Annotated in this window: 17 protein-coding genes; 8 read left to right on the forward strand and 9 right to left on the reverse strand. The window is 62.5% G+C overall.

Annotated features, from left to right (window positions below):
* Nucleotides 1–20: 20 nt before the first annotated feature.
* Together GIW02_RS07610 and GIW02_RS07615 are read left to right on the forward strand one after the other, a co-directional pair.
* Nucleotides 21–1,127 (forward strand): NADH:flavin oxidoreductase/NADH oxidase, encoded by a 1,107-nt coding sequence (locus tag GIW02_RS07610; protein ID WP_236413733.1) that lies wholly within the window; start codon nt 21–23, stop codon nt 1,125–1,127.
* A 270-nt stretch (nt 1,128–1,397) separates the two neighbouring features.
* Complete coding sequence (locus GIW02_RS07615) at nt 1,398–1,583, forward strand: hypothetical protein (protein WP_236413731.1); 186 nt, start codon at nt 1,398–1,400, stop codon at nt 1,581–1,583.
* Between the two features lie 67 nt (nt 1,584–1,650).
* On the opposite strand, the gene GIW02_RS07620 is transcribed toward GIW02_RS07615, so the two are convergent.
* From GIW02_RS07620 to GIW02_RS07660, 9 genes are all read right to left on the reverse strand, one after another.
* The gene (locus GIW02_RS07620) at nt 1,651–3,276 is read right to left on the reverse strand and encodes a glucan biosynthesis protein D (protein ID WP_236413729.1); all 1,626 of its coding nucleotides are present in this window, start codon (nt 3,274–3,276) and stop codon (nt 1,651–1,653) included.
* A 337-nt stretch (nt 3,277–3,613) separates the two neighbouring features.
* Nucleotides 3,614–5,476 carry an NAD(P)/FAD-dependent oxidoreductase gene (locus GIW02_RS07625; RefSeq protein WP_236413727.1) on the reverse strand — a complete coding sequence of 621 codons (1,863 nt, stop codon included), beginning with the start codon at nt 5,474–5,476 and terminating at the stop codon, nt 3,614–3,616.
* A 135-nt stretch (nt 5,477–5,611) separates the two neighbouring features.
* Nucleotides 5,612–7,036 carry a gamma-aminobutyraldehyde dehydrogenase gene (locus tag GIW02_RS07630; RefSeq protein ID WP_236413725.1) on the reverse strand — a complete coding sequence of 475 codons (1,425 nt, stop codon included), beginning with the start codon at nt 7,034–7,036 and terminating at the stop codon, nt 5,612–5,614.
* A 159-nt stretch (nt 7,037–7,195) separates the two neighbouring features.
* Nucleotides 7,196–8,005 (reverse strand): ABC transporter permease, encoded by an 810-nt coding sequence (locus tag GIW02_RS07635; RefSeq protein WP_236413723.1) that lies wholly within the window; start codon nt 8,003–8,005, stop codon nt 7,196–7,198.
* Complete coding sequence (locus GIW02_RS07640) at nt 7,995–8,924, reverse strand: ABC transporter permease (protein WP_032891733.1); 930 nt, start codon at nt 8,922–8,924, stop codon at nt 7,995–7,997. The genes GIW02_RS07635 and GIW02_RS07640 overlap by 11 nt, the downstream gene beginning before the upstream one ends.
* 1 nt (nt 8,925) lies before the next feature.
* Complete coding sequence (locus tag GIW02_RS07645; RefSeq protein ID WP_236413721.1) at nt 8,926–9,960, reverse strand: ABC transporter ATP-binding protein; 1,035 nt, start codon at nt 9,958–9,960, stop codon at nt 8,926–8,928.
* 199 nt (nt 9,961–10,159) lie between these two features.
* Complete coding sequence (gene ydcS / locus GIW02_RS07650) at nt 10,160–11,311, reverse strand: putative ABC transporter substrate-binding protein YdcS (protein WP_236413719.1); 1,152 nt, start codon at nt 11,309–11,311, stop codon at nt 10,160–10,162.
* A 71-nt stretch (nt 11,312–11,382) separates the two neighbouring features.
* Entirely contained in the window at nt 11,383–12,840 is a 1,458-nt protein-coding gene (locus GIW02_RS07655) for a gamma-aminobutyraldehyde dehydrogenase (protein ID WP_236413717.1), read from the reverse strand.
* A 133-nt stretch (nt 12,841–12,973) separates the two neighbouring features.
* Nucleotides 12,974–13,885 carry a LysR family transcriptional regulator gene (locus tag GIW02_RS07660; RefSeq protein ID WP_012722545.1) on the reverse strand — a complete coding sequence of 304 codons (912 nt, stop codon included), beginning with the start codon at nt 13,883–13,885 and terminating at the stop codon, nt 12,974–12,976.
* 167 nt (nt 13,886–14,052) lie between these two features.
* Between GIW02_RS07660 and GIW02_RS07665 the strand changes: the two genes are divergently transcribed.
* The 6 genes from GIW02_RS07665 to GIW02_RS07690 form a co-directional block, all read left to right on the forward strand.
* On the forward strand, nt 14,053–14,760 hold the full coding sequence (locus tag GIW02_RS07665) for a tellurite resistance TerB family protein (protein ID WP_236413716.1): 708 nt from the start codon (nt 14,053–14,055) through the stop codon (nt 14,758–14,760).
* 216 nt (nt 14,761–14,976) lie between these two features.
* The gene (locus GIW02_RS07670; RefSeq protein WP_236413714.1) at nt 14,977–16,599 is read left to right on the forward strand and encodes a HAMP domain-containing methyl-accepting chemotaxis protein; all 1,623 of its coding nucleotides are present in this window, start codon (nt 14,977–14,979) and stop codon (nt 16,597–16,599) included.
* Nucleotides 16,599–17,111, forward strand: a complete 513-nt coding sequence (locus tag GIW02_RS07675) for a chemotaxis protein CheW (RefSeq protein ID WP_236413712.1) — start codon at nt 16,599–16,601, stop codon at nt 17,109–17,111. Before GIW02_RS07670 ends, GIW02_RS07675 begins: the two co-directional genes overlap by 1 nt.
* A complete protein-coding gene (locus GIW02_RS07680; RefSeq protein ID WP_236413709.1) occupies nt 17,108–18,385 on the forward strand; it encodes a CheR family methyltransferase in 1,278 nt (425 codons plus the stop codon). The genes GIW02_RS07675 and GIW02_RS07680 overlap by 4 nt, the downstream gene beginning before the upstream one ends.
* Nucleotides 18,382–19,083, forward strand: coding sequence for a chemotaxis protein CheW (locus GIW02_RS07685; protein ID WP_236413707.1), 702 nt, complete (start codon nt 18,382–18,384; stop codon nt 19,081–19,083). Before GIW02_RS07680 ends, GIW02_RS07685 begins: the two co-directional genes overlap by 4 nt.
* On the forward strand, nt 19,080–19,492 hold a 413-nt coding region (locus GIW02_RS07690), incomplete at its 3' end, for an Hpt domain-containing protein (RefSeq protein WP_236421814.1). The genes GIW02_RS07685 and GIW02_RS07690, both read left to right, overlap by 4 nt.

Raw genomic sequence — 19,492 nt, forward strand, 5'->3', positions numbered from 1 at the left:
GAACCCAGAAGAGGTGCGCCATGAGTCAGCTGCTCGAACCCTATACCCTGCGCCAATTGACCCTGCTCAACCGCATTGCGGTGTCGCCGATGTGCCAATACTCCAGTGTCGATGGCCTGGCCAATGACTGGCACCTCGTCCACCTCGGCAGCCGTGCAGTCGGCGGCGCCGGCCTGATTTTCACTGAAGCCACCGCCGTGACTGCCGATGGCCGCATCACTGCCGAAGACCTGGGGCTGTGGAACGACGAACAGATCGAACCGCTGCAACGCATCACCCGGTTCATTGCCGCCCAAGGCGCGGTGGCGGGCATCCAATTGGCCCACGCCGGGCGCAAGGCCAGCACCCATCGCCCGTGGATCGGCAAGCACGGCAGCGTCAAGCCAGAAGACGGCGGCTGGGTGCCGGTAGGGCCGTCGCCGATTGCCTTTGACCCGCAGCACACCCAACCCCGGCAGTTGGACGAAGGGCAGATCCAACAGGTGATCGCCGACTTTGTCGCCGCCGCCAAGCGCGCACTCACCGCCGGTTTTGAAGTGGTGGAAGTTCATGCGGCCCACGGTTACCTGCTGCATCAATTCCTCTCGCCGATCAGCAATCAGCGCCAGGACCAGTACGGCGGCTCGTTTGAAAACCGTATCCGTCTGGTGCTGCAAGTGACCGAGGCAGTGCGCGAAGTCTGGCCCCAGGAGCTGCCGCTGTTTGTGCGGGTGTCGGCCACCGACTGGGTGGAAGACGGCTGGAACCCCGATGAAACCGTGGAACTGGCGCGCCGCCTCAAAAGCCTGGGCGTGGACCTGATCGACGTGTCCTCCGGCGGCACCGCCGCCAATGCCGAGATCCCCACCGGGCCCGGCTACCAAACGCGTTTCGCCGAACGGGTGCGTAAGGAATCGGGTATCGCCACCGGCACCGTCGGCATGATCACCGAACCGGCCCAGGCCGAGCACATCCTGCGCACCTGCCAGGCCGATATCATCTTCCTGGCCCGCGAGCTGCTGCGCGACCCGTACTGGCCGCTGCATGCCGACGACGACCTGGGCGGGCGCAAGGCGACCTGGCCGGCGCAGTACCAACGCGCGACCCATCGGGATCAGCCGATTCATGAGTCTGACCTGAGGGATTGATCTGCCGTGTGCTCCAGCGAAACCCACCCTGAACCGGTGGGTTTTTTCTTGGGCGAGTCGTGAGAAATGCCTGTAGGTATTTGTTACCCAAGCGTTTTTTTAAGTGAATACTCTAAAAAAATCCCACGCGTGATGAGATTGTTTCTACGCTTAGGGTAAGTCTGACGACTGGCCCAGGCAGTCAGTCTTTTTGCCCACGCAGGCATTGCGCTTCATGGGATGCGGGGATGGGCGCCAGGAGTTTTTGATCGTTATCAGGAGAAGCAGTCCATGGCCAAGTCTTACGGTGTTGCGGGTGCAGTGGCGTCGTTTCTGTCGCGCAGAGGGTTCTTGCGCGCCAGCAGGTTGAGTTCGGATGAAGCCGAATTGCTCGCGCAGTATCGCGCCCTGACCGAGAGTGACCAGGTGGCGATGCGGTATCTGATAGGGGCGATGAAAAGTGTGTCGCGGTTCTAGAATCGATGCAGAACAAATGTGGGAGGGGCGGTGCCCCTCCCACACAAGCCTGCTACCCGATTGGCTATCAGGTGTACTTACGCAGCTCCGGCGCTGGCGGGAAGTACTGATACAACCAGGTTTCACTCAAGGTGCGGTCCTGGGTGCGGATGAACAGCCGCAGCTCTACGGGCTCAACGCTGTCGCTGGTCGGGTACCAGTCGAACAGGATGCGGTAGCCCTTGATGTTGTCGAGCACCAGCACGCTGAAGTCTTTCACTTCACCGTGGGAGCAGGTCACAACCGGCTCGATCCCGGTGCCCGCTGGCAAGCGGTCCAGGCCACCGCCCTTGAAGTCCACGGCAAAGCGGCGCGCCCAGACCTCTGGGTAATGCTCGCCCGGTGCCCAACCTTCGGTGAAGCCGCCCATGCCGGAGCGCGTCGCATCGACTTGCGCCAGCGGCGTGCTCACAGGCGGCAGGGCGCTCCAGTAGAGCTTGTAGCCATAGTTGAGCGAGTCGCCGGCGGCCACGGGTTTTTTCGGGGTCCAGAAGGCCACGATGTTATCGAGGGTTTCGCCGGTGGTGGGGATCTCTAGCAGGTCGATCGAGCCTTCGCCCCAGGCGGTGGTCGGTTCTACCCACAGGCTCGGGCGCTTGCTGTACCAGTCGACGGTGTCCTGGTAGCTGGCGAATTCGTGGTCGGTCTGCACCAGACCGAAGCCTTTCGGGTCGGTGTCGGCAAACGCGTTGAACTGCAGCTTGGCCGGATTGTTCAACGGGCGGCAGATCCACTCGCCGTTGCCGCGCCACATCGCCAGGCGGTCCGAATCGTGGATTTGCGGGTGGATGGTGTCGCACATGCGACGCTCGTGCGTGCCGCAGCTGAACATGCTGGTCATCGGCGCGATGCCGAGTTGCTCGATGGTGGTGCGCGCATTGATATTCGCGTCGATGGCCATCACCACTTGGTTGGCCTGGCAGTCGATATCGAAGCGGTAGGCGCCGGTGGCGCTCGGCGAGTCGAGCAGGGCGTAGACCACAAAGCGGGTGGCGTTCTTGTCCGGGGTTTCGAACCAGAACTGCGTGAAATCGGGGAACTCTTCGCGTTTCTTCGCGTAGGTGTCAATCGCCAGGCCACGTGCGGAAAGGCCGTATTGGCCGGTGGAATCCACCGCGCGGAAGTAGCTGGCACCGAGAAACGACAGCACGTCATGGCGATCCAGTTCCGGCGCCTTGAACAGTTTGAAACCGGAGAAACCCAGGTCGCCGGTCAGTTGCTTGGTGTCGACCGTGGTTTTTTCATAGTTGAACAGCGAAGGGCGGAAGTGCACTTCGCGGGCCTCACGGGTCTTGGGGTCGACGCTGTGCATGCGCACCGGCGTCTTGAAACCCATGCCGACGTGGAAGAACTGCACGTCGAGCTGGCCGTTCAGTTCCTTCCACAGCGAATGGTTGCCGTCGTAGCCGATGGCGTTGAAATTCTGTGGTGTCATGGTCGCCAGCGTGGGCGGCAGCACCTGTTTGGTGTCTTTGTACGCGGTCCCGGCGAGCTGCTTGGCTTGGGCCTTGAGCGTTTCGAAGTCGAACGCCACGGCCTTCCCGTCGGCGGCACGGTTGCCGGCCCAAGCCTGCGCGGCGAGCAGGCCGCTGGCCGATAAACCGGTGTAAGCCGCAATGGCCATGGACGCTTTGAGCAAATTCCTGCGGTGCATAGAGACAACCTGTCGTGAGCAAATCCCGCGCCGTTCCTGGCACGTGCTGGATCAGAAATTACGGTTCGGACATGCCTTCGGCCAAACGCAACGGACATTAAACAGACGCCGAATAGATTAAGCGGTTCGGTGACGTAGGAAAAATGATTGATAGCGGGATGATGGCGTTGCATGTGAAACAAGACATTTCCAGCTCTGTGTGCGAGCACTGTACCTGAACATTATGAAGATCCAATGTGGGAGGGGGCTTGCTCCCGATGGCAGTATGTCAGCCAACCATTAAGTGACTGACACACCGCCATCGGGAGCAAGCCCCCTCCCACATTTAAACCGTATTTCAGGCCACTTCACCCACAGCCCGATACGCCTCATCAATCGCCGCATGCGCATACGCGCTCCACGCCGCATCCGAGTTGGCGATGCTCACATGCCCCAGCGGCTTGCGCGCGAGGTTCATCAGCGCCTCACTTTCATCGGCATCATCAAACAGGCTGTTGGAAAAATACGCGTAGCCATGGGACCAGCGATTCACCGTGATCGCGAGAATGTCGGTCTGGTGGTTGAAGCCGCCCGGGCCGAGCATGCGTTGCAGTTGATCACGCAACTGCGCTTCCAACTGCTCGAACGTCTGGCCATACAACTTGCCCCGCCCGGCGCGCGCCTGGTCGCGGGCGTTCATGCCGCTGTTGGGGCTGGTGGGCACGTAGACCATGTGCAAGCCGATCGGCTGCGTCGGGTCGCGCGGGTGGTCGTAGCCGCCCATGCTCACCGGGTAGTCCAGTTTGATCCGGCTGTACGGCTGGGTGGCTGCGTAAATCTCGTGCACCCCCAGTTTCTGGAATGACTGCCAATTGCGGATCACCACCTTGGTGTACACCAGCGGGAATTTCACGTTCTGGCTCAAGGCATGCGCCTGGGGCGCCGGCAGGTCCTTGAGCAGGTAGGGGATCATCATGTTGTAGCAGGCCAGAATGCAGCGTTTGCCACTTACCTGTGCGAGTTGCCCACCCCGGCTGTAGCCGATATGCACGCCATCCCCCACATTGCGCACGCTGACCGCCGTGCTGTTCAAGCGCACGCGCACCGGTGCTTTGGGCTGGTCAAGCCTGGCGTAGTCAAAGGCCGCCAGCACGATATCGTCCATGGTGTGCCCCGGTGCCACACCCGGGATCAGGCTGCGCACCAGCAGCCGAGCGAGCGACGCGTTGCCGTCCGGGAAGTGATAGATGTAGGGCTCTTCCATTTCCGCCGCCGCTTCTTCGCTGATCGGCGCCAGGTTCATCCCGGCAAAGCCTGGGAAACCTACGCTGTAGGCATCGGACGAGGCGACTGCATCGATGCTCAAGGCCATGAAGTCATTGGTACGGCTCTGGAAGTACTTCACCGCACCTTCCGACAACCCTACGTTCTTTAGCAGAAAATCGCGGTAGCTGGTGGCGGCCAGGTAGTCGGCCTTTTCTTCGGCGCTCTTGCCCGGCAGGTAATCCTTGGGCGCCGTGTGCAGCGCGATCAGGGCCTGACGGTCGGCGGGCGGCAGCGGGAAGTCATTGATGAAATCACTGATGGCACGCGCATGCAGTTGGTCCGGGGCGATGTCGTCGGCCACCATTGGCGTCGGGTCACCGGTCACCAGTTTGTCTTCGCCGAAGTTTTCCTTGTCGAAAAACACCCCACGCGACAGCCCCAGGCCCGTGTAGAACTGGCGGTCGAAGGCCGTTTCGAAACGTTTGATATTCACCCCGAGCTTCTTCAACAGCCCGTTCACTTGCTTGCTGTACAGATGGTTGGGCGACTGGAACGCCTCGCTGCCACCGTAGCCGATAATCATGCGGCCACCGGCCTGGAACTCGTTGCGCTTGGCGTGGCCGCCGAAGTCGTCGTGGTTTTCCAGGATCAGGATCTTCGCCTTGGGGTGCTTCTCGCGGTAGAACCACGCCGCCGCCAAACCACTCAGGCCGCCGCCGACCACCACCAGGTCGTAGTCCTCGCTGATCGGCAGCTTGTCGGTGTCGAACACTTTCTTTTCCCACCCCATCTGGTGCGCCACTTCGAACGAGCCGACATGGCTGCCGCGCAGGCCGGTGAGGGCGGGCGGGTAGTAGCGACCGTCGGGCGCGGCCTGCAGAATTTGCAGCGGGGTCATGCCGGCGGCAATGGTGATGGCGACGCCGTTGAGGAAGTCGCGGCGGGTGATGTCCATGGGGAAGAACCTACGATTTTTTGTTGTTATGAAGGAGATCCCCTGTGGGAGCGGGCTTGCTCGCGAATACGGTCGACACAGATGTGTCTGATGTACCGCATTCGCGAGCAAGCCCGCTGCCAAAGGGGTAATGCGTCAGTGCTTGAACATCACATGCCGAACCGTGGTGTAGTCCTCCAGCCCGTACATGGACATGTCCTTGCCATAACCCGACAGTTTCTGACCGCCGTGGGGCATTTCGCTGACAAGCATGAAGTGGGTATTCACCCAGGTGCAGCCGTACTGCAAACGGGCGGCCAGGCGGTGAGCGCGGCCTACGTCGGCGGTCCATACGGATGACGCCAGGCCGTAGTCCGAATCGTTGGCCCAGCCCAATACCTGCGCCTCATCGGTGAACTTGGTCACCGACACCACGGGGCCAAACACCTCGCGCCGCACAATCTCGTCGTCCTGTTGCGCGTCGGCCAACACGGTCGGTTCAAAGAAGAAACCGTTGCCTTCCACCGCTTTGCCACCCGTGACCAGGCGGATATGCGGCTGTGCCACGGCGCGCTCGACAAACCCGGCCACGCGGTCGCGGTGTTGTGCGGTAATCAGCGGGCCCAGCTCGGTGCTCGGGTCGTCCTGCAGGCCGTACTTGATGCTGGCGACCGCCGCGCCGAGCTTCTCGACAAACGCGTCGTAGATGTCCGCTTGCGCATAGATGCGGCACGCGGCGGTGCAATCCTGGCCGGCGTTGTAGAAGCCGAAGGTGCGAATGCCTTCCACGGCCGCGTCGATGTCGGCGTCGTTGAAGATGATTACCGGGGCCTTGCCGCCCAGCTCCATGTGCATGCGTTTCACGCTGTCGGCAGTGCTGGCGATGATATTCGCACCCGTGGCGATGGAGCCGGTCAGCGACACCATGCGCACTTTCGGGTGAGTCACCAGCGGGCTGCCCACGGTAGGCCCACGGCCAAACACCAGGTTGAGTACACCGGCCGGGAAGATCTCCGACGCCAGTTCAACCATGCGCAGCGCGGTCAGCGGGGTTTGCTCCGACGGCTTGAGCACCACGGTATTACCGGCGGCCAGGGCCGGGGCGATTTTCCACGCGACCATCATCAGCGGGTAGTTCCACGGCGCGATGGAGGCGATCACGCCCACCGGGTCGCGGCGGATCATCGAGGTGTGGCCGGGCAGGTACTCACCGCCGGCCGAGCCGCTCATGCAGCGGCTGGCGCCGGCGAAGAAGCGGAACACGTCGGCAATCGCCGGGATCTCGTCGTTCAGCGCGGCGCTGTAGGGCTTGCCGCAGTTGTCCGATTCCAGCTTGGCCAGCTCTTCGCCATGGGCCTCGATTGCGTCCGCGAGTTTCAGCAGCAACAGTGAGCGATCCTTGGGCGCGGTTTGCGACCAGCTTTCAAAGGCGGCGTCGGCGGCACGCACGGCGGCGTCCACCTGGGCTTCGCTGGCCTCCTTGATTTCCACCAGCACGCGGCCGAGTGCCGGGTTGAATACGGCTTGGGCCGGGCCTTCGCCTTCGACCAGTTGGCCATTGATCAAGAGTTTGGTTTGCATGGTTCAGTCCTCCTCAAAACGACAGTTCTATCTCTGGGGAAACCGGCTCAACTGTGGGAGCTGGCTTGCCTGCGATAGCGGTGGTTCAGTCGATACCGCTATCGCAGGCAAGCCAGCTCCCACATTGACCGTGTTTCAACAGTGGCTATGTGTTGTCAGTTATTTACCGCCACTCCCGGCCACGCTTTCACCGCCGCGGGTCAGGTAATAGGCACCGAGAATCGGGAACATCGTCACCAGCATCACCAGCATCGCCACCACGTTGGTCACCGGCACATCGCGTGGGCGGCTGAGCTGGTTGAGCAGCCACAGCGGCAGGGTGCGCTCGTGGCCGGCGGTGAAGGTGGTGACGATGATTTCGTCAAACGACAGCGCAAACGCCAGCATGCCGCCGGCCAGCAGCGCCGAGCCGAGGTTGGGCATGATGATGTAGCGGAAGGTCTGCCAGCCGTCGGCGTCCAGGTCCATCGAGGCTTCGATCAGGCTGTGGGACGTGCGACGCAAACGCGCGATGACGTTGTTGTAGACGATCACCACGCAAAAGGTCGCGTGGCCGACGATGATGGTGAACATCCCCGGCTCGATCCCCAGGGTCTTGAACGTCGCCAGCAGCGCGATACCGGTGATGATCCCCGGCAGCGCAATCGGCAGGATCAGCATCAACGACACGCCTTGCTTGCCAAAGAACTCGCGGCGATACAGGGCCGCCGAGGCCAATGTACCGAGCACCATGGCGATCAGGGTGGCGATGGCGGCGATCTGCAGCGACAGCTTGATCGCTTCCAGCACGTCCGGTCGGGCGAACGCCACGCTGAACCACTTCAGGGTAAAGCCCTGGGGCGGGAAGCTGAACGCGGCTTCTTCGGTGTTGAAGGCGTAAAGGAAGATGATCAGGATCGGGAAGTGCAGGAAAACCAACCCACCCCAGGCCGCGATTTTTAAACTCAGTGAGGCTTTTTCAGAGTGCATCGAAGGCCCCCAGGCGTTTGACGATGGACAGGTAAACCGCGATCAGCACGATCGGCACCAGGGTGAATGCAGCGGCCATGGGCATGTTGCCGATGGCGCCTTGCTGCGCGTACACCATGCCGCCGACGAAGTAGCCCGGCGGGCCCACCAGTTGCGGCACGATGAAGTCGCCCAGGGTCAGCGAAAACGTGAAGATCGAACCGGCGGCAATCCCCGGAATCGACAGCGGCAAAATCACCTGCATAAAAGTCTGGCGCGGCTTGGCGCCCAGGTCGGCGGAGGCTTGCAGCAGCGACGGCGGTAAACGCTCAAGCGAGGCCTGGATCGGCAGGATCATGAACGGCAGCCAGATGTAAACGAAGACCATGAAGCGCCCCAGGTGCGAGGTGCTCAAGGTGCTGCCGCCCACGCCGGGGATGCCCAGCACGAACTGCAACACCGGCTCCAGGCCCAGGTGCTGCACGAACCACTGCGCCACGCCGCCCTTGGCCAGCAGCAAGGTCCAGGCGTAGGCCTTGACGATATAGCTGGCCCACATCGGCATCATCACCGCGATATAGAAGAAGGCCTTGGTCTTGCCCGTGGTGTAGCGCGCCATGTAGTAAGCGATGGGGAAGGCGACGATGGCGCTGGCGATCGACACCACAATTGCCATGCTCAAGGTGCGCAGGATGATGTCGAAGTTCGACGGCTGGAACAGCGCGGCGAAGTTGGCCAGGGTCAGGTCCGGCGTGACCGCCATGGTGAAGTCGTCGAAGGTGTAGAAACCTTGCCACAGCAGGGTCAGCAACGAGCCGAGGTAGATCGCGCCGAACCAGATCAGCGGCGGAATCAGCAGCATCGCCAGGTACAGGTTGGGCTTGCGGTACAGCAGGTTGGAAAACCTGCGCATCGGCGGTTGGGAAAGGGCCAGGCTCATGTCACACCTCGCCTGCGCTGTCAGTCAGCGGGGTCATGGCTTCCCGTGCCCAGCGGGCGGTGATCGGCTGGCCGACCACATGGCCGCTGCTGATGTCCAGCCACTGGTTGTTAGCCTGGCTGATGTTCAGCGCCTGGCCGTTTTCCAGTGTCAGTTCGTAGCGGGTGGCGCTGCCCTGGTACTGGATATCGTGGAGCAGGCCGCTGACTTCGACTTCGCCGGCGCCCAGCGGGCCATCGGCAAACCGCACGTGTTCGGGGCGGATCGAAAACGCCTGTGTGCTGCCGCTGAGGCGCTGCGCCAGCTCACCGCGAATCACGTTGGAGGTGCCGACGAATTCGGCGACGAACGCGGTGGCGGGCTTCATGTACAGGTTGCGCGGCGTGTCGACCTGCTCGATGCGGCCCTTGTTGAACACCGCCACGCGGTCGGACATCGACAGCGCTTCAGTCTGGTCATGGGTCACGAAAATAAAGGTGATGCCCAACTGGCGCTGCAGCTTTTTCAGCTCGCTTTGCATCTGCTCGCGCAGCTTGAGGTCGAGCGCGCCCAGCGGCTCATCCAGCAGCAAAACGCGTGGGCGGTTGACCAGCGCGCGGGCTAGGGCCACCCGTTGGCGCTGGCCGCCGGAGAGCTGTACCGGCTTACGCTCGCCGTAACCGCCGAGGGCGACCATGGCCAAGGCCTCTTCGGCGCGGTTCAGGCGTTCGGCCTTGGCCACGCCCTTGACCTTGAGGCCATAGGCGACGTTGTCACGCACATTCATATGGGGAAACAGCGCGTAATCCTGGAACACGGTGTTCACGTCGCGCTGATACGGCGGCAAGCCGGCGGCTTCTTCGCCATGGATACGGATCGAGCCTGCGCTCGGCTGCTCGAAACCGGCAATCAGGCGCAGGCACGTGGTTTTGCCCGAGCCGGAAGGGCCGAGCATGGAAAAGAACTCGCCGTCCTGGATATCGATGGACACCCGGTCAACGGCTTTCACTTCGCCGAACTGACGGGAAACGTGGGTGAATTGGACTGCAAGCGTCATGGTGCGGTGCTCCGAAAAGGCGCGGGTCGTCGCAGCGGCCCGGCCTGGACTTCTGAAAAAACAAAACATCTGTGAATGCGGTCAAGGTGGGAGGGGGCTTGCTCCCGATGACGGTGTGTCAGGCAACACAGGTTTGTCTGATGTACCGCTATCGGGAGCAAGCCCCCTTCCACAGGGGACCTAGATCGTCTGGAAGGCCTCAGCGGCCGCCCATGATCGCGATGTAATCCTGGGTCCAGCGGCTGTACGGCACGAACTTGCCGCCGTCAGCCTGCGGGGTTTTCCAGAAGGCGATCTTCTCGAACTGGTCGAACCCGTTGGTCTTGCAACCCTCGGCGCCGAGCAGTTCGCTCTCCTTGCAGGCCGCCGGTACGGCCGGCAGCGAGCCGAACCAGGCGGCGACATCGCCCTGCACCTTGGGTTGCAGCGACCAGTCCATCCACTTGTAAGCGCAGTTGGGGTGCTTGGCCTCGGTGTGCAGCATGGTGGTGTCGGCCCAGCCGGTGGCGCCTTCCTTGGGAATTGTCGACGCAATCGGCTGCTTCTCGTTCTGCAAACCGTTGACCTGATACGGCCAGGCGCTGGAGGCCACCACGCCTTCGTTCTTGAAGTCACTCATTTGCACGGTGGTGTCGTGCCAGTAGCGGTGGATCAGCGGCTGTTGCGCGCGCAGCAATTCGAGCACGGCCTTGTACTGGGTTTCGGTCAGTTCGTACGGGCTTTGAATGCCCAACTCCGGCTTGGTCGACTTGAGGTACAGCGCCGCGTCGGCGATGTAGATCGGGCCGTCATACGCCTGCACGCGGCCTTTGTTCGGCTTGCCGTCGGGCAGGTTCTGCGCGTTGAACAGCACGTCCCAGCTGGTGGGCGCGGTCTTGAACACGTTGGTGTTGTACATCAACACGTTCGGGCCCCACTGGTACGGGGTGCCGTAGGTTTGCTGTCCAACCACGTACCACGGCGCGTCTTTTAGGCGCGGGTCGATGTTCTTCCAGTTGGGGATCAAGGCGGTGTTGATCGGCTGAACACGCTTGCCGACGATCAACCGCAGCGACGCATCGCCAGAGGCGGTGACCAGGTCGTAGCCGCCCTTGGCCATCAGGCTGACCATTTCGTCGGAGGTGGCGGCGGTTTTCACGTTGACCTTGCAGCCGGTTTCCTTCTCGAAACCGCTGACCCAGTCGTAGGCCTTGTCGCTTTCGCCACGTTCGATGTAGCCGGGCCAGGCGACGATATCCAACTGGCCCTCGCCCGCGCCCACCGCTTTGAGCGGTTCGGCGGCCTGGAGGCTGGCGCTGGCCAGCAGCGCGGTGGTCAGGGCACTGAGCAGTGCGGTCTTGTGCGCAGACATGGGGGTTCCCTCTTCTTTAATTATGGTCGGGGCAGTGTGTGAAGCCGTAACGCATGAGCTTAGTTGTTGTTTTAAAGATGCTGGCCGTGGCGCGCCATGATGTGTCGCACCACGCTGTAGTCCTGTAGCGAATCGCTGGACAGATCTTTCCCATACCCCGAGCGTTTCAAGCCGCCGTGGGGCATTTCGCTGACCAGCATGAAATGGCTGTTGATCCAGGTGCAGCCGTATTGCAGGCGCGCTGCCACCTGCATGGCCTTGTCCAGGTTTTGGGTCCACACCGACGAGGCCAGGCCGTATTCGGAGTCGTTGGCCCAGTCCACCGCCTGTTCCAACTCGTCGAAGCGGGTCACCGTGACGACCGGGCCGAACACTTCGCGCTGCACGATTTCGTCGTTCTGTTTGCAGCCGGCGAGCAGGGTAGGTTGGTAATAGAAGCCCGCACCGGAATGCACGGCGGCACCGGTGATGCGCTCGATATGCGGCTGGCCGAGGGCGCGTTCGACAAAGCTGGCGACGCGGTCGCGCTGGCGTGTGCTGATCAGCGGGCCGAGTTCGTTGTCGGCATCGCGCTTGCCGGCAAAGCGCAGGCTGCTGACTGCCGCGCCCAGCTCGGCGACCAATTTGTCGTGGATGCCCGCCTGGGCATAAATGCGGCACGCGGCGGTGCAATCCTGGCCGGCGTTGTAGTAGCCGTAGGCGCGCACGCCCTCGACCACCGCCTGCAGGTCGGCGTCGTTGCACACGATCACGGGAGCCTTGCCACCCAGCTCGAGGTGCGTGCGTTTCAGGGTTTTGGACGCGGCCTGGAGGATTTTCTGCCCGGTGACGATATCGCCGGTCAACGACACCATGCGCACCTTGGCATGGCTGACCAAGTGGCTGCCGACGCCTTCACCGCCGCCACACAGGATGTTGATCACCCCGCGCGGTAACAGGTCTTTAAGCACCGGGGCGAGGGCCAGGATCGACAGTGGCGTGTGTTCCGACGGTTTGAACACCAGCGTATTACCGGCGGCCAGGGCGGGTGCGATCTTCCAAGCGGCCATCATCAACGGGTAATTCCAGGGCGCAATCGAGGCCACCACGCCAATCGGATCGCGGCGCACCATGCTGGTGTAGCCCGGCAGGTATTCACCGCTCAGTTGCCCGGTCTGGCAACGCACCGCGCCGGCGAAGAAGCGGAACACATCGACGGTGGCGCTCAAGTCATCCTGGCGCGCCAGGTGCAGCGGCTTGCCGCAGTTCAGCGCTTCCAGGCGGGCCAGGTAGTCGGCCTGCTTTTCGATGGCATCGGCAATGCCCAAGAGGATGTTCGAGCGTTGTTGCGGCGTGGTGCGCGACCAACCCGCAAAGGCGTGGTGGGCGGCGAGGATGGCGGTTTCGACTTGCTCGGTGCTGGCTTCGGCGATCTGGGTGAGCACTTCACCGGTGGCCGGGTTGAGGATCGGCTCGGCAAACCCCTGGCCCTGGACCAGTTCGCCGTCGATCAGCAACGCAGTGAGCAGCGGGGTGGGCGCGCCGGACATTTTTCGCGATCTCTTTTCTTGTGTGGCCATGGGCGTTCTCTTACGAGGCGCCAGACCTTCTCTATAGGAATGAACTGAGAGTAGAGGTCAGGCGCGAGGTCAACAAATACTAAATACTGAATGCAGCATTCGATTAAATAGATGGCTTGCGCGGGTGCGGCTGTTCGCGGGCCACGGTCAGGAACGGGTCGACCAAGGCCGGGCGTGCGGTGCCACGGCGCCAGGCCAGGCCTACGTCGAGGGTCTGGCTGAGGTCGGCAATCGGCCGCGCTTCAATAATGTCGCCCTCAAGCGACCAGGGGCGGTAGGTCATATCCGGTTGGATCGATACGCCAAGGCCCGCGGCCACCAGGCTGCGCACTGCTTCGGTCGACGCGGTGCGCAAGGTCACGCGCGGTTGCAGGCCCGCACCGGCCCACAGGCGCTGGGCGTTGTGGCCCATTTCATCGACGTTCAGCTGGATCAGCGGTTCGCGCGCCACATCGGCCAGGTTGATGCTGTCGTGCTCCAGCAGCGGATGTTGCGCTGGCAACCACAGGCGATGCGGCGAATGCGTGAGGACTTCGGTCTGCAAGGCGTGGCGGTCTTCGAGGTTGGAGAGGATCAGCACGCCTACGTCGATTTCGCCGCTGACCAGCAAATGCTCGATATACGGGCGCTCGTCTTCCATCACGCGGATTTCCACATTGGGGTAGGCGCGCTGGAAGCGCGTCAGCAGGTCCGCCAGGTAATAGCCGGCCACCAGGCTGGTCACGCCGATGATCAGTTGGCCGGCCACTTGGTCGGTGCTCTGTTGCAGGCTGCGCTTGGCGTTGTCGACTGTGGCGAGGATCAAGTGCGCCTGGCGCAGGAACTGGTGACCCTGGTGGGTCAGGGTCATGCCCTTGGCGTGACGGTTGAACAGGTTGACGCCGATTTCCTGCTCCAGTTGCTGGATCGCCAGGGTCAGCGTCGACTGGGAAATGAACGCGGTTTGCGCGGCGGCGGAGATTGAGCCCGTCTCGGCAACGGCGATGAAATGCCGGATTTGACGCAAGGTCATCATGCTGGAGTTACCAGTGAGGTATTTTTATAGATGTGTTCGAGTGTATATCGATTTAAGCGAAGGGCAGTGACGTTACATCTGGAAGCACTCTAGATCGGGGCTTTTTGGCACTTAGTTTTACGCTGGAGGCCTATTGGTCCTACGAACCCAGTGTCTGGAGGCTACGAATGAATACCCGTGGATTGCTCGATCAACTGCTTAAATCCGGCCAGGACATGCTGCAAAACAAGGCAGGCGGCCAGCGTAAAACCGATGAAAAGGGCGCCCTTGGCGGCCTGCTCGGCGGTGGCGGCCTGGGTAGCTTGCTCGGTGGTGCGGGCGGCGGCGCCCTGGCGGCCGGGGCGATGGGCCTGCTGCTGGGCAATAAAAAGGCGCGCAAATTCGGCGGCAAGGCCCTGACCTACGGCGGTTTGGCAGCGTTGGGCGTGATCGCCTACAAAGCCTACGGTAACTGGCAGGCCAATCAGGCCAACGCGCCCCAGGGCGAGCCGCAAACCATCGACCGTCTGCCCCCGGCGCAGGTCGAGCAACATAGCCAGGGCATCCTCAAGGCGCTGGTCGCCGCCGCCAAGGCCGACGGCCATGTGGACGAGCGCGAGCGCGAATTGATCGAAGGCGAGTTCACCAAGCTGGACAACGATCGCGAACTGCAAAGCTGGCTGCACGCCGAACTCAACAAACCCCTCGACCCGGCCGACGTGGCACGGGCTGCCGGCACGCCGGAAATGGCTGCCGAGATGTACATCGCCAGCGTGATGCTGGTGGATGAGGAAAACTTTATGGAGAAGGCCTATCTGGATGAGTTGGCCCGCCAACTCAAGCTTGAACCCGGATTGAAAGCCGAACTGGAAAAACAAGTGCGCCTGAGCCAGTAATCACGAGGTTCATGCACATCCAATGTGGGAGGGGGCTTGCTCCCGATAGCGGTGTATCAGCCAAGGACAGGTTGACTGACACTGCGCTATCGGGAGCAAGCCCCCTCCCACAGGTGTTTTTGCAGTCTGTGAGCATTCCAGCAAAACTCGTTGATAAATGAGGGCTTCTGCTCAGCTATACTCCCCCTCATTTGAATGGCACTTCGAGGAATTACTGTGAAGAACTGGACCTTGCGCCAACGGATCTTGGCAAGCTTTGCGGTCATTATCGCCATCATGCTGTTAATGGTTGTGGTCTCCTATTCACGGTTGCTCAAGATCGAAACCAGCGAGGTCGCGGTCCGTGATGACGCGGTGCCGGGGGTGTACCTCAGTTCGATGATCCGCAGCGCGTGGGTCGACAGTTACCTGCAAACCCTCGAATTGCTTGGTCTGCGTGAAGACAAGCAGCTCAGCGATAACGACAGGGCCGAGTTCAAGTCCTTCGAAGCACGCATCCTCAAGCAGATGGATAACTACGAACAAACCATCGCCGGCAGCAACGACCGTGCCGAGTTCGACAAATTCGAAGCCCTGCACCAGGCCTACAACAAGAGTTTGACGACTGTGCTGGATAGCCTGCAGCGCGGCGACCTGGCTGGCGCGCGCAAAGAGTTCGATGCACAGCTGACGCCGACCTGGACCGCAGGCCGCATGAAGCTCAACGACATCATCACCGAAAACAAGAACGTCGCCGACCGTGCGACCAACGCCATCGATGATGCAGTTTCCGCCGCCAAAATCAGCATGTTCGTGTCGCTGGCCGTGGCCATCTTCGCGGCGGGCCTGTGTGGCCTGCTGTTGATGCGCGCGATCATGGCGCCGATGCAGCGCATCGTCGAAATCCTCGAAACCATGCGCACCGGCGACCTCAGCAAGCGCCTGAACCTGGAGCGCAAGGACGAATTCAACGCGGTGGAAACCGGCTTCAACGACATGATGACCGAGCTGACAGCGCTGGTGTCCCAGGCTCAGCGGTCGTCGGTGCAGGTCACCACGTCGGTCACCGAGATTGCCGCCACCTCCAAGCAGCAACAGGCCACCGCCACCGAAACGGCAGCGACCACCACCGAAATCGGCGCCACGTCGCGGGAAATCGCCGCCACGTCCAAGGACCTGGTGCGCACCATGACCGAAGTCTCCACCGCCGCCGATCAGGCCTCGGTGGCCGCAGGTTCCGGCCAGCAAGGCCTGGCGCGCATGGAAGAAACCATGCACTCGGTGATGGGCGCCGCCGACCTGGTCAACGCCAAGCTGGCGATCCTCAATGAGAAGGCGGGCAACATCAACCAAGTGGTGGTGACCATCGTCAAGGTCGCGGACCAGACCAACCTGCTGTCGCTGAACGCGGCCATCGAGGCCGAAAAGGCCGGTGAATATGGGCGTGGTTTTGCGGTGGTTGCCACCGAAGTGCGCCGCCTGGCCGACCAGACCGCCGTGGCCACTTATGACATCGAGCAGATGGTGCGCGAGATCCAGTCAGCCGTGTCGGCGGGTGTGATGGGCATGGACAAGTTCTCCGAAGAAGTGCGTCGCGGTATGTTCGAAGTGCAGCAAGTGGGCGAGCAACTCTCGCAGATCATCCACCAGGTGCAGGCGCTGGCGCCACGGGTGTTGATGGTCAACGAAGGCATGCAGGCCCAGGCCACGGGCGCCGAGCAGATCAACCACGCGCTGGTGCAGTTGGGCGATGCCAGCAGCCAGACGGTGGAGTCCCTTCGTCAAGCAAGCTTTGCTATCGATGAACTGAGCCAGGTTGCAGTCGGTCTGCGCAGCGGCGTGTCGCGTTTCAAAGTCTGATGAGCGACCTCGCGGCTAAACGCGGCGCCGTCCCGGCAGCGAAAAAGGCGTTGTTCCTGGTGTTTCACATCGGCACCGAACGCTTTGCCCTCAGGGCCACGGAAGTGGCCGAAGTGCTGCCGCGCGTGCCCCTCAAACCCATCGCCCATGCGCCCGTGTGGGTGGCGGGGATCTTCGCCCATCGTGGTGCATTGGTGCCGGTCATCGACTTGAGCGCGCTGACCTTCGGCACGCCGGCCCAGGCGCGCACCAGCACGCGGCTGGTGCTGGTCAATTACCAGCCGCAACCCTGGATCGAGGCGCGCTGGCTGGGGCTGATCCTGGAGCAGGCCACCGATACCCTGCGGTGCAGCCTTGAAGAGTTCAAGGCCTATGGCCTGGACAACCGCGAATCGCCCTACCTGGGGCCGGTGCGCGAGGATGCCTTGGGTTTGATGCAGTGGATCGGCGTCAACGAGCTGCTCACCGAACCGGTGCGCACCCTGTTGTTCTCTGCCGAGTTGAGCCTATGAGCCACGACCCGCGCTTCTTTGCCTTCTTGAAAGAACGCATCGGCCTGGACGTCGCCTCGGTGGGCGAAGCGATCATCGAGCGCGCCCTGCGCCAGCGCAGCCAGGCCATCAAGGCACAGACCGCGCAGGATTACTGGCAGCACCTGCAAAGCTCGCATGACGAGCAGCAGGCGCTGATCGAAGCGGTGATCGTCCCCGAAACCTGGTTTTTCCGTTACCCCGAATCCTTCGCGACCCTGGCCCGCCTGGCCATCGCGCGTCTGGCCGAGATCAAGCACATGCGCGCGTTGCGCATCCTCAGCCTGCCATGCTCCACCGGCGAAGAGCCGTATTCGATTGCCATGGCGCTGCTGGACGCCGGCCTCGCGCCGCACCAGTTCAAGGTGCAGGGCATGGACGTCAGCCCGCTTTCGGTGGAGCGCGCCCGGCGCGGGGTGTACGGGAAGAATTCGTTTCGCGGCGGCGACATTGCCTTTCGCGACCGTCACTTCACTGAGTCCGGTGATGGCTTCCACATCGCCGACCGCGTGCGTGAGCAAGTGCGCCTGCAAGTCGGCAATTTGCTCGACCCAGGCTTGCTGGCCAATGAGCAAGCCTATGATTTCGTGTTCTGCCGCAACCTGTTGATCTATTTCGACCAGCCCACCCAGAAGCAAGTCTTTGATGTGCTCAAGGGCCTGACGCACGTAGACGGTGTGCTGTTTATCGGCCCCGCCGAGGGCAGCCTGTTGGGGCGCCATGGCATGCGTTCGATTGGCGTGCCGCAGTCGTTTGCCTTCAGCCGGCATGCAGAACCGGTGCCGCCTGAACCGGTATCTGTGCCAATGCCAATACCAATGCCAATGCCCATGCCGACGCCGCAACGCAGTGCGGCCCCGATTGCGCTCAAGCCCCGGCCGTTCAGCACGGCCAGCACGCCGGTGGCGCCCCTTCAGGCGCCGGCCTCGGATGCCGATACCTTACTCAGCCGCATCGCGGCCCTGGCCAACGAAGGCAAAAGCGCCGAGGCCCGGGCTGCGTGCGAACAGTACCTGAACAACCATCCGCCGGCGGCCCAGGTGTTTTACTGGCTGGGGCTGCTCAGCGATGTGGCCGGCAGCGCCCTGGAAGCCCAGGGTTATTATCGAAAAGCCTTGTACCTGGAGCCCCAGCATTCGCAGGCCTTGATGCACCTGGCCGCGTTGCTTGAGTCCCAGGGCGACAGCGCGGGGGCGCGCCGCTTGCAGGCGCGGGCCGCGCGTAGCGAGCGAGCTGACAGTGAGCACAAACGATGAGTAGCCCAGACGCGCTCGACACCGCAGGCCTTAACCTGACCCTGGCCGACACCCACGCCATCGACGACTGCTGGAACCGCATCGGCATCCATGGCGACAAGTCCTGCCCGCTGCTGGTGGACCACATCCACTGCCGCAACTGCTCGGTGTACTCCGCTGCAGCCACGCGCCTGCTGGACCGCTACGCCTTGCAGCAGGATGATCGCCACCCGCAGGCTGCCGTCGAGCGGGATGAGGAAGTGGTCACCCGCTCGCTGCTGATGTTCCGTCTGGGCGAGGAATGGCTGGGCATCGCCACCCGTTGCCTGGTGGAAGTGGCGCCGTTGCAGCCGATCCACTCGCTGCCGCACCAGCGCTCGCGGGCGCTGCTCGGCGTGGCCAATGTGCGCGGCGCGCTGGTGGCGTGCCTGTCGCTGGTGGAACTGCTGGGCCTGGACAGCACCAGCAATGGCGCTACGGGCGGGCGCATCATGCCGCGCATGTTGATCATCGCCGCGCAGGACGGGCCGGTCGTGGTACCGGTGGACGAAGTGGACGGCATCCATGCCATCGATGAACGCACCCTCAAGGCTGCGTCGGTTTCAGGCACCCAGGCCAGCGCCCGCTTCACCCAGGGTGTATTGCAATGGAAAGGCCGCAGCCTGCGCTGGCTGGACGAGGCGCAATTGTTGTCCGCCGTGACCCGGAGCCTCACATGACCCCCGACCAGATGCGTGATGCCTCGCTGCTGGAACTGTTCAGCCTGGAAGCCGATGCGCAGACCCAGGTATTGAGCGCGGGCCTGTTGGCCCTGGAGCGCAACCCGACCCAGGCCGACCAGCTCGAAGCCTGCATGCGCGCGGCGCACTCGCTCAAGGGCGCGGCGCGCATCGTGGGGGTGGACGCCGGGGTCAGTGTGTCCCATGTCATGGAGGATTGCCTGGTCAGTGCCCAGGAGGGCCGCCTGTACTTGCAACCCGAGCACATCGACGCGCTGCTGCAAGGCACAGACCTGCTGATGCGCATCGCCACGCCCGGCAATGATGTGGGGCCGGCGGATATCGAAGGCTATGTGGCGCTGATGGAGCGCCTGCTGGATCCATCGCAACTGACTGCCAAAGTCGCACC

It is taken from the genome of Pseudomonas syringae (assembly GCF_021606685.1).
GTDB lineage: Bacteria > Pseudomonadota > Gammaproteobacteria > Pseudomonadales > Pseudomonadaceae > Aquipseudomonas > Aquipseudomonas syringae_R.

What these genes read in the sequence shown, in the direction of transcription:
- GIW02_RS07610 (WP_236413733.1), top strand. Translation starts at nt 21, where the DNA reads ATGAGTCAGCTGCTCGAACCCTATACCCTGCGCCAATTGACCCTGCTC.
- GIW02_RS07685 (WP_236413707.1), top strand. Translation starts at nt 18,382, where the DNA reads ATGAGTAGCCCAGACGCGCTCGACACCGCAGGCCTTAACCTGACCCTG.
- GIW02_RS07660 (WP_012722545.1), bottom strand. Translation starts at nt 13,885, where the DNA reads ATGATGACCTTGCGTCAAATCCGGCATTTCATCGCCGTTGCCGAGACG.
- GIW02_RS07620 (WP_236413729.1), bottom strand. Translation starts at nt 3,276, where the DNA reads ATGCACCGCAGGAATTTGCTCAAAGCGTCCATGGCCATTGCGGCTTAC.
- GIW02_RS07675 (WP_236413712.1), top strand. Translation starts at nt 16,599, where the DNA reads ATGAGCGACCTCGCGGCTAAACGCGGCGCCGTCCCGGCAGCGAAAAAG.
- GIW02_RS07680 (WP_236413709.1), top strand. Translation starts at nt 17,108, where the DNA reads ATGAGCCACGACCCGCGCTTCTTTGCCTTCTTGAAAGAACGCATCGGC.
- GIW02_RS07625 (WP_236413727.1), bottom strand. Translation starts at nt 5,476, where the DNA reads ATGGACATCACCCGCCGCGACTTCCTCAACGGCGTCGCCATCACCATT.
- GIW02_RS07635 (WP_236413723.1), bottom strand. Translation starts at nt 8,005, where the DNA reads ATGCACTCTGAAAAAGCCTCACTGAGTTTAAAAATCGCGGCCTGGGGT.
- GIW02_RS07640 (WP_032891733.1), bottom strand. Translation starts at nt 8,924, where the DNA reads ATGAGCCTGGCCCTTTCCCAACCGCCGATGCGCAGGTTTTCCAACCTG.
- GIW02_RS07615 (WP_236413731.1), top strand. Translation starts at nt 1,398, where the DNA reads ATGGCCAAGTCTTACGGTGTTGCGGGTGCAGTGGCGTCGTTTCTGTCG.
- GIW02_RS07630 (WP_236413725.1), bottom strand. Translation starts at nt 7,036, where the DNA reads ATGCAAACCAAACTCTTGATCAATGGCCAACTGGTCGAAGGCGAAGGC.
- GIW02_RS07645 (WP_236413721.1), bottom strand. Translation starts at nt 9,960, where the DNA reads ATGACGCTTGCAGTCCAATTCACCCACGTTTCCCGTCAGTTCGGCGAA.
- GIW02_RS07655 (WP_236413717.1), bottom strand. Translation starts at nt 12,840, where the DNA reads ATGTCCGGCGCGCCCACCCCGCTGCTCACTGCGTTGCTGATCGACGGC.
- ydcS (WP_236413719.1), bottom strand. Translation starts at nt 11,311, where the DNA reads ATGTCTGCGCACAAGACCGCACTGCTCAGTGCCCTGACCACCGCGCTG.
- GIW02_RS07665 (WP_236413716.1), top strand. Translation starts at nt 14,053, where the DNA reads ATGAATACCCGTGGATTGCTCGATCAACTGCTTAAATCCGGCCAGGAC.